The 14,157-nt window shown below is 62.6% G+C and carries 11 protein-coding genes; 9 read left to right on the top strand and 2 right to left on the bottom strand.

Features of this window, described 5'->3' with window-relative positions; all coding sequences use genetic code 11:
- Window positions 1–574: 574 nt before the first annotated feature.
- Complete coding sequence (locus AC3ANK_RS09615) at window positions 575–8,743, top strand: calcium-binding protein (protein WP_484171010.1); 8,169 nt, start codon at window positions 575–577, stop codon at window positions 8,741–8,743.
- A 669-nt stretch (window positions 8,744–9,412) separates the two neighbouring features.
- Here the strand turns inward: AC3ANK_RS09615 and AC3ANK_RS09610 are convergent.
- The gene (locus AC3ANK_RS09610) at window positions 9,413–9,880 is read right to left on the bottom strand and encodes a hypothetical protein (RefSeq protein ID WP_484171009.1); all 468 of its coding nucleotides are present in this window, start codon (window positions 9,878–9,880) and stop codon (window positions 9,413–9,415) included.
- Window positions 9,828–10,073: a hypothetical protein gene (locus tag AC3ANK_RS09605; RefSeq protein WP_484171007.1), complete on the bottom strand. Its 246-nt coding sequence runs from the start codon at window positions 10,071–10,073 to the stop codon at window positions 9,828–9,830. The genes AC3ANK_RS09610 and AC3ANK_RS09605 overlap by 53 nt, the downstream gene beginning before the upstream one ends.
- Before the next feature lie 185 nt (window positions 10,074–10,258).
- On the opposite strand from AC3ANK_RS09605, the gene AC3ANK_RS09600 reads away from it, so the two are divergent.
- From AC3ANK_RS09600 to AC3ANK_RS09565, 8 genes are all read left to right on the top strand, one after another.
- A complete protein-coding gene (locus tag AC3ANK_RS09600) occupies window positions 10,259–10,453 on the top strand; it encodes a hypothetical protein (RefSeq protein WP_484171006.1) in 195 nt (64 codons plus the stop codon).
- Window positions 10,450–10,635, top strand: a complete 186-nt coding sequence (locus tag AC3ANK_RS09595; protein WP_484171005.1) for a hypothetical protein — start codon at window positions 10,450–10,452, stop codon at window positions 10,633–10,635. Before AC3ANK_RS09600 ends, AC3ANK_RS09595 begins: the two co-directional genes overlap by 4 nt.
- Entirely contained in the window at window positions 10,628–11,635 is a 1,008-nt protein-coding gene (locus AC3ANK_RS09590) for a replication initiation factor domain-containing protein (RefSeq protein WP_484171004.1), read from the top strand. The genes AC3ANK_RS09595 and AC3ANK_RS09590 overlap by 8 nt, the downstream gene beginning before the upstream one ends.
- Before the next feature lie 2 nt (window positions 11,636–11,637).
- Window positions 11,638–11,916 carry a hypothetical protein gene (locus AC3ANK_RS09585; protein ID WP_484171003.1) on the top strand — a complete coding sequence of 93 codons (279 nt, stop codon included), beginning with the start codon at window positions 11,638–11,640 and terminating at the stop codon, window positions 11,914–11,916.
- Between the two features lie 3 nt (window positions 11,917–11,919).
- Window positions 11,920–12,165 carry a hypothetical protein gene (locus AC3ANK_RS09580; RefSeq protein WP_484171002.1) on the top strand — a complete coding sequence of 82 codons (246 nt, stop codon included), beginning with the start codon at window positions 11,920–11,922 and terminating at the stop codon, window positions 12,163–12,165.
- 140 nt (window positions 12,166–12,305) lie between these two features.
- Window positions 12,306–12,425 (top strand): capsid protein, encoded by a 120-nt coding sequence (locus AC3ANK_RS09575; RefSeq protein WP_484172864.1) that lies wholly within the window; start codon window positions 12,306–12,308, stop codon window positions 12,423–12,425.
- Window positions 12,426–12,551: 126 nt separating this feature from the next.
- On the top strand, window positions 12,552–13,832 hold the full coding sequence (locus AC3ANK_RS09570; protein WP_484171001.1) for a hypothetical protein: 1,281 nt from the start codon (window positions 12,552–12,554) through the stop codon (window positions 13,830–13,832).
- Entirely contained in the window at window positions 13,829–14,155 is a 327-nt protein-coding gene (locus AC3ANK_RS09565; RefSeq protein ID WP_484171000.1) for a phage coat protein, read from the top strand. Before AC3ANK_RS09570 ends, AC3ANK_RS09565 begins: the two co-directional genes overlap by 4 nt.
- Window positions 14,156–14,157: the final 2 nt, after the last annotated feature.

The following is a 14,157-nucleotide window of genomic DNA, read 5'->3' as shown; positions in this document are numbered from 1 at the left end:
GGCGAAACTCAAGGCAACATGCCTACTGGAGCCCTCAATGGTTCACAGAAGCTCTAAGCAGATTCAAGTCATTGTGCTTGGTTACGTGGCAATAAGCATGCTCGCAGCACTACTCACGCCGGCGATTCCAAGGTTGTGGTGCGATGGGCTGATCGCGTCCATTCCGACTGTTGCCACTCTTACAGCCAACGGGGACGTAGGCGGTGGCGGAGTGCCTGGGTACTTCCTGGTTATGTACGCATTGCTCCCGGTTACCGCGGCATGCCTCACCTATTGCTATCCCGGAAGCGAAGGCACGCATATGGGAACTGGAAGACTATTGGGGTCCTTGGCATTCTTTCTAGGGGCTTTGATCTTGTTGGCGTGGTTCGCCTTCCTTCTACCACCCGACGGTGACTATCGCGGCACGAGGATCAGATTGTTTGTCCTCCTGGCATCGACCTCGAAGATTTGGCTCGGTCTGATGTATGGAATCATATTCACGTGCATGTCGTTGCTGTTGATGCTGTCAGCAAGATATGCCTGGTGGCTGTTCAATCACTCGCATCGCCATTGACCGAACGGAGACTAGCCCATGAACGGAATCAGTGAGGAAGAGCAAGCAAAGTTGCAGGAACAAGGGGCAATGTTCACGGCCTCATTCCTTGCAAACCTTCAGAAGAGTCCGGAGGAGTTGACGGACCGATTCGGGAATCTCAATTACGAAGCAGCGGCTGCCCGTCTGCTCGACAGTGCCAAGGAGAATCTAGAGGTAGCAAAGTACTTTGCAGAACGCGCCTCATCCAATGGTTCGCCGGCTTACCGAGCGTTCTGTTTGAAGTGGGTTGAAGTGTTCCAATCAAAGGTTGATTTCTACCAAAGCGCTGCGATTGATGCTCATGTAAAAGTGGAGTCATTTGTTGCTGAATTGAACTCCAAGATTGACGCGAACATTGGCTTCTTTGGAGAGGGGGCAACGGGGCGCAAGGTCCTTCCCTTCCTGGACAAGGCCCTGACCGTGGCCGACTTGACCATGGCCATTGCGACCCGGGACTGGGGCAAGGTGAGCGGTGTGGTCGTAGGCTATTTTGTTGGCGAGGCGGCAGCGGCCCTGGCAACAATTGTCCTCGCTGGGGCAGCATTGCCAGCGACCGTAATGGTTCTTATGGTTGCGACTATAGGTGGGTTGGCCGGCGTTTTGGCTGGCGATGCTGCCGAGAAGGTTTTTGATGGTGTTTTCGGTACGCCGGAAGATGAGCTGCTCTCGGCTCGAATTGCGCGCGTGCTGAGCGAAGGAGGTTCAGTCCGCCTGCCGAATCTGGGCTATCGCTTGCAGTACGGGAATGGCGACGGCGATTCACTTGTGGGACTTGATAGCGCTGACGCCATAGTTTCTCTCGGTGGTGACGACATCGTCAGAGCAGGTGGCGGCTCCGACTACGTCAGTGGCGGAGCAGGCGACGATTCGATCCATGGTGAAGCCGGCAACGACACGCTGCTGGGCGGTGAGGACGCCGATACGCTTGAAGGCGGGCACGGCAATGACATACTCGACGGTGGTGATGGCTTCGATACCTATGCGTTCGAAACTGATGATCTTGCGTCGTCAGACTCCGAAGACGTCATTGTCGATTCGGACGGCCTCGGCAGAATCACGTTCAACAGCCTTGAGATCTCTGGCACTGGAGTTGGCTTCGACAACATCCGCCATGCATCACTCGGTGCCTGGGAGACGGCGAATGGCGCATTCCGCTTGGCCGTGGTCGGTACCGGCGAAAGCCAATCCCTCGTGATCATCCGTCGCCTCGGCGACGGCAAGGCCGGCGGTCGCATCGTCGTCAAGAACTGGCAGAACGGCGATCTGGGTATAACGCTTCCGGGGTTCGACGAGACGCATCCGCCGAATGGGGCGCCGCTGACCATTGGCGATGACGTGTTCGGTGCGGTCGGCACGAATGATGGGAACGACACGCTCACCTCGCTCGACGGCCATGACGGCATGGAGGGCGGCGCCGGCGATGACGAACTCGACGGCGGCCTCGGCAACGACCTGCTGTTCGGCGGGAGCGGCAGCGACCGCCTCATCGGCGGGTACGGCAATGATCTGATCCTCGACGGATCCGAGCTCCAGAATCTGCGCGCCTGGGACAACAGCGACGACTCACGGGACGAGAACGGCAAGACTGAACTGGATCGGATCAACGAGGAGATTGCGAGACTGGGTGCCTCGGTGGTTGCCAAGGGCGCCGGCTGGTACGTCAAGACCAATGACGGCAGCGCCGCGACAGGCGATGCCACTCTGGACTCGGGCTATGTGATCGTTGCGCCGGCCGGCGGAGGCGACCTTGACCCCAATCTGTTCAGGAGTGGCGACGACTACATCGACGCCGGCCACGGCCACGACCGCATTCATGCCGGCGAAGGCACGGACATTATCCTGGGCGGCGACGGCAACGATTTTATCAACGGCGGACACGATGGTGACCTGATCAACGGCGGAGAAGGCGACGACCTGATCCAGGGTGACTTGGCGCTCGACTCGATTCCCCATGTCCACCTGACGGCCCTGGTTTCCAGCGCCGCTGTGAAACATGGCGACGATGTGATTGACGCCGGCGCAGGCAATGATCGCGTTGGCGGCGGCGGCGGCAACGACATCATCAACGGTGGAGACGGCGACGACGAATTGGCCGGTCGAGGACAGGGCGACGTCGCCACGGACGAGGATGATGCCGACCAGGACTACATCGATGGCGGAACTGGCGCTGACAAGATCGCGGGCGACGACGGCAATGACCACATCCTGGGCGGCGCCGACAACGACACCATCTGGGGCGATAATGGCTTTGCCAGCGTCCGGCACGGAAACGATCACATCGAGGGCAACGCCGGCGACGACCTCATGTTCGGCGGTGGCGGGGATGACGACCTTGACGGCGGTGATGGCGCTGACGAGCTTCAAGGCGACGCGGTTAACCTGGATGGCAGCAAACACGGCAAGGACTCGCTGAAGGGTGGCGAGGGCAACGACACGTTGTTTGGTCAGGGCAGTGGCGACTCGCTGTGGGGTGGCAGTGGTGACGACCTGCTGGTCGGCGACGGCTCCCAGGTGGCTGAGGAGTTTCACGGAAACGATCAGCTGTTCGGCGGAGCCGGAGCCGATGAGCTTCAGGGCGGCGGCGGCAACGACCTGCTGGATGGTGGAACCGAGAACGACAAGTTGTTCGGGCAGGCAGGCGACGACCAGCTCGTCGGCGGTGATGGCGACGACAACCTGAGTGGAGGAACAGGCAATGACGTGCTCTCCGGTGGCGTCGGCATCGACAACTTGTACGGCGAAGAGGGCAACGACAGGCTGGATGGCGGTGGCGGTGACGACATTCTGAGTGGCGGCGGTGGCAACGACGACGCCTCGGGCGGTGATGGCAACGACCAGATGGCCGGCCACGAGGGGCTGGACGATCTGGACGGCGGTGCAGGCGACGATCACATCTGGGGTGGACTCGGAGACGACAAGCTGGATGGCGGCGCAGGTGGGGACCGGCTGTATGGCGAAGAGGATGCCGACACTCTGCGAGGCGGCGCGGGCATCGACTACCTTTACGGAGGCGCCGGAAACGACAGGCTCGAGGGCGGCACGGAGAACGACTACCTTTCAGGCGGCGACGGATTCAACACGTACGTCGTCGGACCGGATACGGGCAACGACTACATCGTCTCACTCGGCGCATCGATACCGGTGGGGACAACCATCGGCGGCAGGCTTGAGATCACCGGAGGCGTGGCGCCGTCGGAAGTGCGTTTCGAGGTCTCCGGACTCGCGCTGAAGGTTTTCTACGGAAACGCCTCGGTCGTCATCGACAACTTCTTCCTTCAGTACGATCCCACTATTGACGGCGACTACTTTCCGAACCTGTCGCCAGTGACATCGATCGCGTTCGATGATGGCACCGTGTGGACCATTGCGGACATCAAGGCGGCGATCGTGGCTTCGACGCCGGGCGATGACGTGATCGTCGGCTTCGACAACGACGAAACGATCGCTGGCGACACAGGCAACGACACCATCTCCGGCATGGATGGCAACGACGTGTTGGCGGGCGACGTCGGCAACGACCGCCTGGACGGCGGGATGGGGCACGACCGGCTCACCGGCGGCGCGGGCGACGACCAGCTGATTGGCGGCATGCATTCCGACGTATACGTGTTCGGTCGTGGCGACGGGCGGGACACGATCGACAACTACGACGGCGGTACCGGAAGCGATGTCCTGGAGTTCCTGGGCGGAATCGCGCCCGACGATGTCGAGGGGGTACGCCAAGGCAACGATCTGATCCTGAAGCTCCACGACAGCGATGACAAAGTCACGATCCTGCGCTTCTTCGAGGATGACGGCGGGTACGCTATCGACGAGGTTCGCTTCGCGGACGGCACGACGTGGTCGCTCGCGCAACTCAAGGCGTTGGTGCTTAATGGCGGCGCCGGCGACGACACCCTGCGTGGTTACGACAGTGACGACCTGTTGACCGGTGAGGCTGGAAACGATGTGCTGGAGGGCTTCGGCGGCGCGGACACGCTGCACGGCGGCGATGGGCAGGACACGCTGCAAGGCGGTGACGGCGACGATGTGCTCGCGGGCGGATCTGGCGTGGATAACCTCTACGGCGGTGGCGGTCAGGATGACCTAGGCGGTGGAGTCGAAAACGACATTCTGCAGGGCGGCGACGGTGACGACACCTACCGGTACTCGGCCGGCGACGGGAGTGACACAATCACCGACGAGAGCGGCACCAGCACCCTGGTCCTGTCGGGTGGCGCGCCATCCGACGCCTACTTCCGTCGCGATGGCGAGAATCTGGTGCTGTACTTCCGCGGGCGCCCGGGCGACCAGCTGACGTTCGCAGGCTGGTTCGATCCGGCGACGGGTGTGGCGAGACGCGGGCTGGTCGTCGATTTTGGCGATGGTGTCCTCGTTTCGCTGGACGCCGCCGCGCTCGACCTCGAAGTGATGAAGGCCGGTGACGCGGATGACGTGATCTACGGCAACGACGCGGCCAATACTATTTCCGGGTTGGGTGGCGGCGATGTGATCCACGCCGACGGCGGCGCCGACATCGTGTCCGGTGGAGACGGCGCCGATCAGATATTCGGCGATGCAGGCGACGACCAACTGGGTGGCGGTGAAGGCGATGACCGCCTGGAAGGCGGCGCCGACAACGACCAGCTCCGGGGCGATGCCGGCAACGACCATCTGTTCGGTCAGGCTGGCGACGACATGATGTTCGGCGGCGTGGGCAGAGATCGCCTGGAGGGCGGCGACGGCGTCGATCACCTGTACGGCGAAGCCGATAACGACATCCTGTTGGGGCAGGCTGGCAATGACGTGCTGCTGGGAGCTGGCGGCAACGACGAGTTGGACGGCGGCATCGGCGAGGATCAGCTGGACGGCGGTGACGGTGCCGACATCCTCCTAGGCGGCGAAGGTGCGGACGTTCTCGCTGGTGGCGTCGGCAATGACACATTGAACGGTGGCGCTGGAGCCGACCAGCTCACGGGCAGTGATGGCGACGACATTTATGTCGTGGACGACATCGGCGACGTGGTGGGGGAGAACGCCGAGGGCGGCTCGGACATCATCCGCAGTTCGGTCAGCTACGCGATCGTGGGCAATGTCGAGTCACTGGAACTCACCGGGGCCGGCAACATCGACGGCACCGGCAATGCGGAAGGCAACCACCTCCTTGGCAACCAGGCAAGCAATCGCCTGGATGGCCTCGATGGCGACGATCTGCTCGAAGGCCAGGACGGACAGGATGAGCTTCGCGGCGGCGCAGGCAACGACACGCTCGACGGCGGCGACGGCGCCGACCGTCTTGAAGGCGACACCGGTGACGACACCTACATCATTGATCGCCCGGATGACGTGGTGATCGAACTCGCAGGAGGAGGAAACGACACCGTGATAGCCCGCAGTGATTACACGCTCTCTGGGCAGGTCGAATCGTTGATGCTCGACGAGGCTTATGGTGCCTACAGCGGCACGGGCAACGCCGGCGCCAATGTGATCACGGGCAATTCCTCCTCCAACCGTCTTGATGGCGCTGCCGGCGCCGACCGCATGGTCGGCCGTGCAGGCGATGACGTCTATGTGGTCGACAACGCAGGCGACGTGGTAATCGAGAATGCGAGCGAAGGCACCGACACGGTCGAGTCGAGCATCAGTTACGCGCTGGACGCGACCATCGAAAACCTGAGCTTGCTGGGCAGTGCCGACATCGACGCAATCGGTAACGACGGCAACAACGTCCTGACCGGCAACGCCGGCAACAACCGCCTCGACGGTGGTCTCGGCGGCGACGATATGCATGGCGGCACCGGCAATGATTACTTCATCAACGACACCAGCCAGGACTGGATCTACGAGAACGAAGGCGAGGGCACCGATACGGTCGAACGCCGTTATGAAACCAACCTCGTGCTGTCCGGCAACGTCGAGAACCTGATCCTCGTCGAAGGCATCAGGAACGGCAACGGCAATGAGCTGGACAACATCATCACCGGCAACTCGGGCGCGAATACGCTCGGCGGTTTGGACGGTGATGACAGCCTGTACGGCCTCGACGGCGACGATTCGCTGTTCGGCGGCACGGGCAGCGACGTGCTGATGGGTGGCAATGGCGCCGACTACCTCGATGGTAGCGAAGGCGTTGATCATCTGGAAGGCGGTGCCGGGAACGACGTCTACGTCACCGACAATGCCGACGACGTGGTGGTCGAGGCTTCGGGCGGCGGTACAGACCAGGTGCAGACCACCGCCACCTACGCGCTATCAGCGAACATCGAGAACCTGTTCCTGATGGGCAGCGATGCCATCGGCGGCACCGGCAACGATCTCGACAATTACATCGCCGGCAACGCGGCAGCCAACGCCATCCACGGCCTCGGCGGATCGGACACGATCGTCGCCGCCGGTGGCAACGACATGCTGATCGGCGGTGCAGGCGACGACAAGTACGTTGTCGATGCGACCTCGGGCAGCGACATTGTCGACAACACCGGTGGCGGTTTCGATGGTGTGTTCTTCACCGATGGCATCACGGCCGAGGACCTCTCGTTCTCCCGCGATGGCGACGACCTGCTGATCAGCGTCGACAATGCGGCGACGCAGGCGGTGCGCGTGGTGAACCACTTCCTCGGCGGCGACGCGGCGATCGATTACGTGCAGCCCGACGGCGGCTTCTATCTCACCACGGCGCAGATCAACCAGATCGTCGCGGGTGGCGGCACCGGGTTCGACCAGGTGATCGAGGGCACGGCGGCCGGCGAACAGCTTGTCGGCGGCAGCGGCAAGGACCTCATCAAGGGCATGGCCGGCGCGGACCAGCTGTTCGGCCTGGGTGGCAACGACACGCTGCAGGGGGGCGACGGCGACGATTACCTGTCCGGCGGCAATGGAAGCGGCTCTGGTTCGGCGGACGATCGCCTGGAAGGCGGCATTGGCAACGACACCCTTGCGGGCGAAGACGGCAACGACACGTTGCTAGGTGGAGCAGGGGACGACGACTATGTCTACGGCGGCGGACAGGACGTCATCGACAACACTGGTGGCGGCATGGACGGCGTGATCTTCAACAACGGCATCACGGCCGCGCAGCTGACGTTCGCGCGGACCGGCGACGACCTGGTCATCACCGTCGGCGGCAACGCCAGCCAGACCGTGACGGTCACGAACCATTTCCTCGGCGGCGACAACGCCATCGACTTCGTGCAACCGGCCAGCGGCTCGATGCTGGATACCGCGGCCATCAATGCGCTGGTGGGTGGCGGTGGCGATCCGGGCGGCGGCGATGACGACGACTACCCGTCGATCGTCACCGGCACCGCGGCCGGCGAGCAGCTGCTCGGCACGAACGACCGCGACCTGATCAGGGGCATCGGCGGCAACGACACGGTGTTCGGCTTCAACGGCGACGACAAGCTCGACGGCGGCGATGGCGACGATTACCTGTCGGGCGGCAATGGTTCGCACAACGGCTCCGGCAACGACATCCTGGTCGGCGGCGCCGGCGCGGACCAACTGGTGGGCGAGGACGGCAACGACCAGATGTTCGGCGGCGCCGGCAACGACAAGTACATCTACGGTGGCGGCGCCGACACGATCGACAACACCGGCGGTGGAACGGACTGGTTGCACTTCAACAGCAGCGCGCACAGCGTGGCGCGCAGCCGCATCACCTTCCACCGCGATGTCGACGACCTGATCGTGCGCGTGGACGGCAATGCGGCCACTCAGGTGCGCGTGGCGAAGCACTTCCTGGGTGGCGAGTACGCGATCGCCTACGTGCAGCCCGCCGGAGGCAACGCGATTCCCGCCTCGCAATTTGGCTCGCTGCTGGCGCCGCTGTCCTCGACGGCGGCACCGATGATGACGCAGCTCGCGAGCAAAACGCCGTTGGCGATCACCTCCACCATCGCGGCCGAGTCGCCGGATATGTCGTCAGCATCTTCGACGCCGTCGAACACAAGCTGGAAGGACGCAATGGAAGTGCTCGGCGGTCTTGGGGCGGAGCCGGCAGTCGCGAACGATCCGATACCGCCAAGCCGCGAACTGCAATCGCTGGTGGAGGCGATGAGCAGCTTCGGCGGCGCTTCGACTGGGCTGGCTGACGGGACCGGATTGGAGGATCACTTCGAACGTCACTTCTGGGGCGGCGGCATGCACCAGAGCCATCGCAACACACACCTGCATTACATGGAACGGTAGGCGGTGAATGGGAAGGCCCGGGTATCCGGGCCTTCCCATATTTCGGTTCGAGTACGCGATCGCCTATTGCAGCCCGCTGCAAAAAACCGATCCCCGCCTTTGCGGTTCGGCAGCATTGCTGCCGCTGTTGCCCCCGACCCTGACGCTTCTTCGTAGCCTTAACATTCGAATTTCCACCTTAACAGTCCCTACGTTAAGGTGCGGGCCGCAACGTTACGGTCAATCACAAGGGCCAGCGCGCTCCGAGACGTCAATCTGCCTCGGCAAAGTTTGCACGGAGCACGCGGTAAAATTTCCAGAGTCGACACCACAAGAATCGTGCCTCGAACCGCAGTCGAACCCAGGCATCTTGTTGAAGCGCTCAAGAGGCTACAGAGCATGTTGTTGTTGGTGCCGCGCCAGCCGGCCATTAGCCAGCGTCTAGACAGTTCCGGTCTACCAATACGGCGGCCGCGTTTGGCCTGAGAAATTGCGGGCGGGTTGTCGGTGGTTGCTCGCTCGTCGCGGCGTTCTTGGTTGAGGTACTAAAAGCGGGCGATTGTTGGTCGACAAATGGGCGGTTTTGGCTGGCGAACGGGCGGTTCCTCGGAAGTGATCACAGAGCACGTCAATAAACTCAAAGTTTCACCCGCTAAGAACTCACATATTTAGCAATCCACCCATCCAGGTTCATGCCGGCACGTCCTGTGCGAGGGTGGTTCCTGAGATATCGGCAGCCCATGAGGACCGCCGAGTCAGAAAAGCCCGCATAGCCATGTAGGCCAACGCCCCGGCGGCGATTAACATAATATGCATTGCTGACGAACTGGCCTCAGCATTCAACGGGTTAGCGCTCGCGTTCCCCAGCGGCATCAGGACGACGACGCCGAGCGCCGCCGCCGCCGCGATGTGTCGCCAGAACGCGCGTTCCTTCGTGTCACGCGCGCGATCCATGTTCACGCGCGCGATTGTTTGCAGTCTGTCCAGGCCGAGCGCATCAGCCAGCATTACGGCCGTCTTATCGTCCGCGTGCGAGACGCCTGTGCGGTAGTTGCTCAAGCGATTGGGGCGCAGGCCGAGTTCCTTCGCCGCTGCGTAGTCGCTTTCAAGGCCGCGTTTCGCCTTGAATTGGTCCAGCAGTTCGTTGGTGTAGGACATTTTCTTTCGGCACCTTGCAGCTGAAGTTGTGGCCCTTGTCGGTCGTGATCGTGATCGACTCGGGGACTTTGCCATCCTCTGCGACTGCGAGCAGCTGGATGGCCTCGCAAATCTTCATGCCCGCATCGATCCGTGCTTCTAACGGCGAGCCCGGTTCGACAACTCCAACCGCGAGCATCAAAAACCATTCCATGTCGGCGTCCCCCTTGGCGCTGGGAACAACCTATCACTGGACATAAGCCTACCCCTTGACACCATTCAAGGGATAGGCATACTCGCCCTCGCTAGCTCAAGGGCTAGACATAGAGCCACCCGCCGGGGAGAGGCTCCCGGCGTCCCCCTGGCGCCGGTCTCCCCGGCCCTCGTAGGGGAGGGGACATGGACGCACAGCAGGCGCAGCAGATCGGCGAACAACTCGCCCACGCTTTCACGCTCGGAATCATCTTCGCCGTCATCGCCGGCCTGTACGCAGGCGGCATCGTTCGGCTCATCCGGACCGCTCACTACGAATGGAAGTGCATGCGCCGCGTGCGCGCCTTCCGTCGTCGCCAGCTCGCCCGGGTGCGCGCATGAGTCGGCCCACCGACGCCGAACGCGGCGCGCGTCTCGCCCTCGACATCTGCGATCAGCAGATCCGTCAGCCCGACCTGTTCCCCGGCGCGCTCGACGCCGGGTTCTGGCTCGAAATCCACCACGCCGCCGTCGCCGAACTGGCGGACGCGGAGTGCCTGCGCCGGGCGGTGGTCAATGGCTGACGGCACCTTTTCACCAGTGGCGGCCGGGAACCGGCCGGTTGGCCCGGGTAGTAACACGGGCCAAAAGTCCACCCTCACGGCCCCGATCATCGACTTCTGCGTCGTCGTCATCGACAGCGAGAAGGCGAAAAAGCTCACCCGCAAGATGCCGCTCGGTGACCTGGTGCGTTACGTGTTTGGCACCGGCAGCGCAATCATCGTCGGTCCGATCCAAGACCGCGTTTTCAACTTCTATCCGCGCTCCGCAACGATGGTCGATGAGACCGGATCGGTCTGCGGAAAGATCGGCCTGGACGACGACGGCAAGGTCTGCATCAGCCTGTCCGGCCAAGGGTGCCAGCACGTGCGTAGCTGGCCGCAAGTCGCAAACGTGCTCGACGACCTCGACGCGCGCATCAGCCACGTGGACATCGCGATCGATGACCTCACGGGCGAGACCTTCAATCTCCAGACCTTTCGCGATCTCTACGACCGAGGCGAGTTCGTCATGAACGGCCGTCCCCCGCAAGCGCAGTACGTCGATGACTGCGGCAGCAACAAGGGTTGTTCCTTCTACGTGGGCCAGCGCGGCCACAAGCAACTCAACGTGTACGAGAAGGGCAAGCAGCTAGGCGATCCCGAGAGCGGGCACACGCGCTGCGAGTTGCGCCTGTACGCCAAGCGCATTGACCTGCCCAACGATGTGCTGCGCGACCCCGGCAAGTATTTCGCAGGCTCGTACCCGATGCTCGCCGCGTACGTCATCGGCGAAGCCGAACGCCTGTTGACCAAGGAACAGATGGTCAATGCCAGCGCGAAGGCGATGGTGCGCTTCCTGCGCAATCAGGCCGGCACCGCGTTGAATCTCGTCATGGATGCCCTCGGCGATGACGCCGTGGAATTCCTCATGGAACACGTCGTCCGCGATGGTCGCCCGGGACGAATGAAAAACGTGGTCGGCGACCTCCCTGCGCTCGTACGCGCGCAACTTCAAACCATCCAATCTCAAGAGGCCGCATAGCCATGAAGATCACCGTCACCAATACACACGTCGATGAAAAGCGCTGGGAGAAGGGCGACCGCTCCGGCGTGATCCGCACGCAGGAAGCCGTCGCCGAGAACGCCTTCTTCCGCAATCGCGTGCGTCTCGACCTTGGCAAGGAACCGCCGTACCCGGTCGGTGAGTACGAGCTCGACCTGGAGGCCAATGTCAGCGTCGGCGACTTCGGCGATTTCAAGCTCGCGCGCAAGCCGAAGCTGACGCGCATCGAAGGTAAGCCGTCGGTGGCGAAGGCGTCGTAACCCGTGGCCCTGTGCGTAGCCCTGCAACCCGACGGCACGCTTGCCCCGACAGGGCAGGCGGTGGAGGAGTGCACGGGCTACGTACTGGTCTCGGGCTCGGAACATTCGTTCTACGCGCTGGTTCATCAGGTCTTCGACGCACCCACCCCGGAAGTCGCAACGGGTTGGTTCGTCGGCGCCCTGGGCGCGGTGATTTTCTGGTTCATCGTCGCGCGGATGGCCGGCTCCGTCGCGTCGTTCTTCAAGTGACCGGCAACAACCAAAGGAGAGTTCCAATGCTCAAGCGTATCAATGGCAAGCTGGCTTCCGTCGCCGCGTCGGCCGCCGCTCTGGCGACCGTTTCGACCGGCGCCCTCGCGACCAGCGGCGGTGGCACGGATTTCAGCGGCATCCTGTCCGGCTTGGACGGCGCGTCGGCCGTGACCGCCATCATCGCCGCCGCCGCCATCCTCGCGCTGGTGGGTTTCGCCAAGTGGGGCGCGAAGAAGGTCGCGAAGTTCTTCGGTTGATCGAAACCGCGTGACGGGGCACCCGCGCGGTGCCCCCGATCGCGAAGGAGGAAACATGCTGCTGTGCCTGTTCTGCGGTTTCCTCGGCGCCTGTTGCGGCGTCGCGTGTGTCAAGGGCCTTGACGTATGAACGTCGGCCGCATCTTCGTCGGCGCCGTTGTGCGGCGCGTTGCGTTGGTTCTCGTCGTTGGTGGGCTGGCATGGTTCGGCATCGGCACTGCCCGCGCCGCGCCTGGCGGCGAAGTCTGCTCACCGGGCGGTGCGGGTCATCCGTGTACACAGCAGACGGCGTACGAGTACTGCATGGCGTGGGTGACCGAGAAGGTTGCCAGTACGGGAGGTGGTCATACGGGTCCGGTTTGCACTGCGAGGACTTCCACGACGTGGAGGGCGGGCCATACCACACTCGGATACGTTCAGGATTACAACGGCTCGCGCGACACCTTTGCTTTCATTCCGTGCCCATCCGGCACGACGTGGGACGATGCTTCGAAAACCTGTTTTGACCCGCAGCGATGCTTGGCGATGCCGGCGAGGTCGAGCGGCTGGTACACCGGTTCGGCGTTGATGTGTCACGACGGTTGCGAGTTCGGCAATCCGACCGACCGGCAAACCTTCACCGCAGGCGGTGTGACTTACAAGAGCCTTGGCGGGTCGAAGCCAACGGGTAATTCGTGCGCCAACACGCCTGACACGAAGCCGCTACCGGAGCAGCCGCAATACTGCCAGCAGATGGGTTCGCAGACCGTGTGTCTTAAGTCGGACACCGGAGAGCAGTGTTATAGCGCCAGCACCGGGCGCCAAATCTGCTGGAAGCCAGGCGAAACGGGCGAGAAGCCCGATATGGACACACTGCAGAAGCGCAATGCGGGTCCAAATGAGATTCCACCGACCAATGTGAATTTGCCGTCCGGTGATCAGTTGCAGAAATCGGGGGATAGCGCGACGACAACGAGCACGCGCACGGTCAACAACACCACGACGACGACGACAACGACGACCACGAACTACACGACGGTCAACGGAACCAACGCCGGAAGTAGCAATCAGGGTGAGAACGGCGACGGTACGGGAGGCGGCGAAGGTGACGGTGAGGGCGATGGTGAAGGCAGCCCTGGCGAAGGCGTTGGGGACCTGTACGAAGGTGAAGGCCGCACGGTGTCGGAGGTCTTCGGCGAGTTCAAGCAGCGCGTGACGAACGCGCCGATCGCGAGCGCGGGAACGCAATTCTTCACGGTGAGCGTCGGTGGCAGCTGCCCGACGTGGACGGTCCCAGCCAGTGATTATTGGCGCGCGATGGTGTTCGATTTCCATTGCTCGCAGACCATGCTCCAGGCGTTCGCGTGGGGTGCGATGTTGCTCATGGCCGTGGCTGCGTTTGTTGCGTTCAAGTGGGGGTTCCTGTGAGCGCACAAGCGGGGTGGCTCACTGATCTAACCACGTGGATCGCGCAGCAGCTGAAGGCGCTGTGGGATGCATTCGTGGAGTTCTGCGGCGATCTCCTGCTCAATGCGGTGGACACGGTGTGCGACTTCTTCGCCACCGTCATTGAATCGATCCCGGTTCCCGACTTCGTCACGCAGTACAGCCTGGACGGATTGCTGGGGCAGGCTGGGCCAACGATTGCGTGGCTCATTGGAACGTTCCGCATCGGCGAGTGTTTCCTGATCCTTTCGGCTGGTTTTGCCTTCCGCATGGTGCGGAAGCTTCTCACCCTCGGACAGTGGTGACC

The organism is Lysobacter sp. SCRH-1R, assembly GCF_057747855.1.
The sequence above is the reverse complement of the archived record's forward strand: the minus strand, read 5'-3'. Positions and strand labels throughout refer to the sequence as shown.

Excerpts from the sequence above, each read along its gene's own strand:
- AC3ANK_RS09605 (WP_484171007.1), bottom strand. The coding sequence starts at position 10,073 with ATGGAATGGTTTTTGATGCTCGCGGTTGGAGTTGTCGAACCGGGCTCG.
- AC3ANK_RS09590 (WP_484171004.1), top strand. The coding sequence starts at position 10,628 with ATGGCTGACGGCACCTTTTCACCAGTGGCGGCCGGGAACCGGCCGGTT.
- AC3ANK_RS09600 (WP_484171006.1), top strand. The coding sequence starts at position 10,259 with ATGGACGCACAGCAGGCGCAGCAGATCGGCGAACAACTCGCCCACGCT.
- AC3ANK_RS09595 (WP_484171005.1), top strand. The coding sequence starts at position 10,450 with ATGAGTCGGCCCACCGACGCCGAACGCGGCGCGCGTCTCGCCCTCGAC.
- AC3ANK_RS09585 (WP_484171003.1), top strand. The coding sequence starts at position 11,638 with ATGAAGATCACCGTCACCAATACACACGTCGATGAAAAGCGCTGGGAG.
- AC3ANK_RS09610 (WP_484171009.1), bottom strand. The coding sequence starts at position 9,880 with ATGTCCTACACCAACGAACTGCTGGACCAATTCAAGGCGAAACGCGGC.
- AC3ANK_RS09570 (WP_484171001.1), top strand. The coding sequence starts at position 12,552 with ATGAACGTCGGCCGCATCTTCGTCGGCGCCGTTGTGCGGCGCGTTGCG.
- AC3ANK_RS09615 (WP_484171010.1), top strand. The coding sequence starts at position 575 with ATGAACGGAATCAGTGAGGAAGAGCAAGCAAAGTTGCAGGAACAAGGG.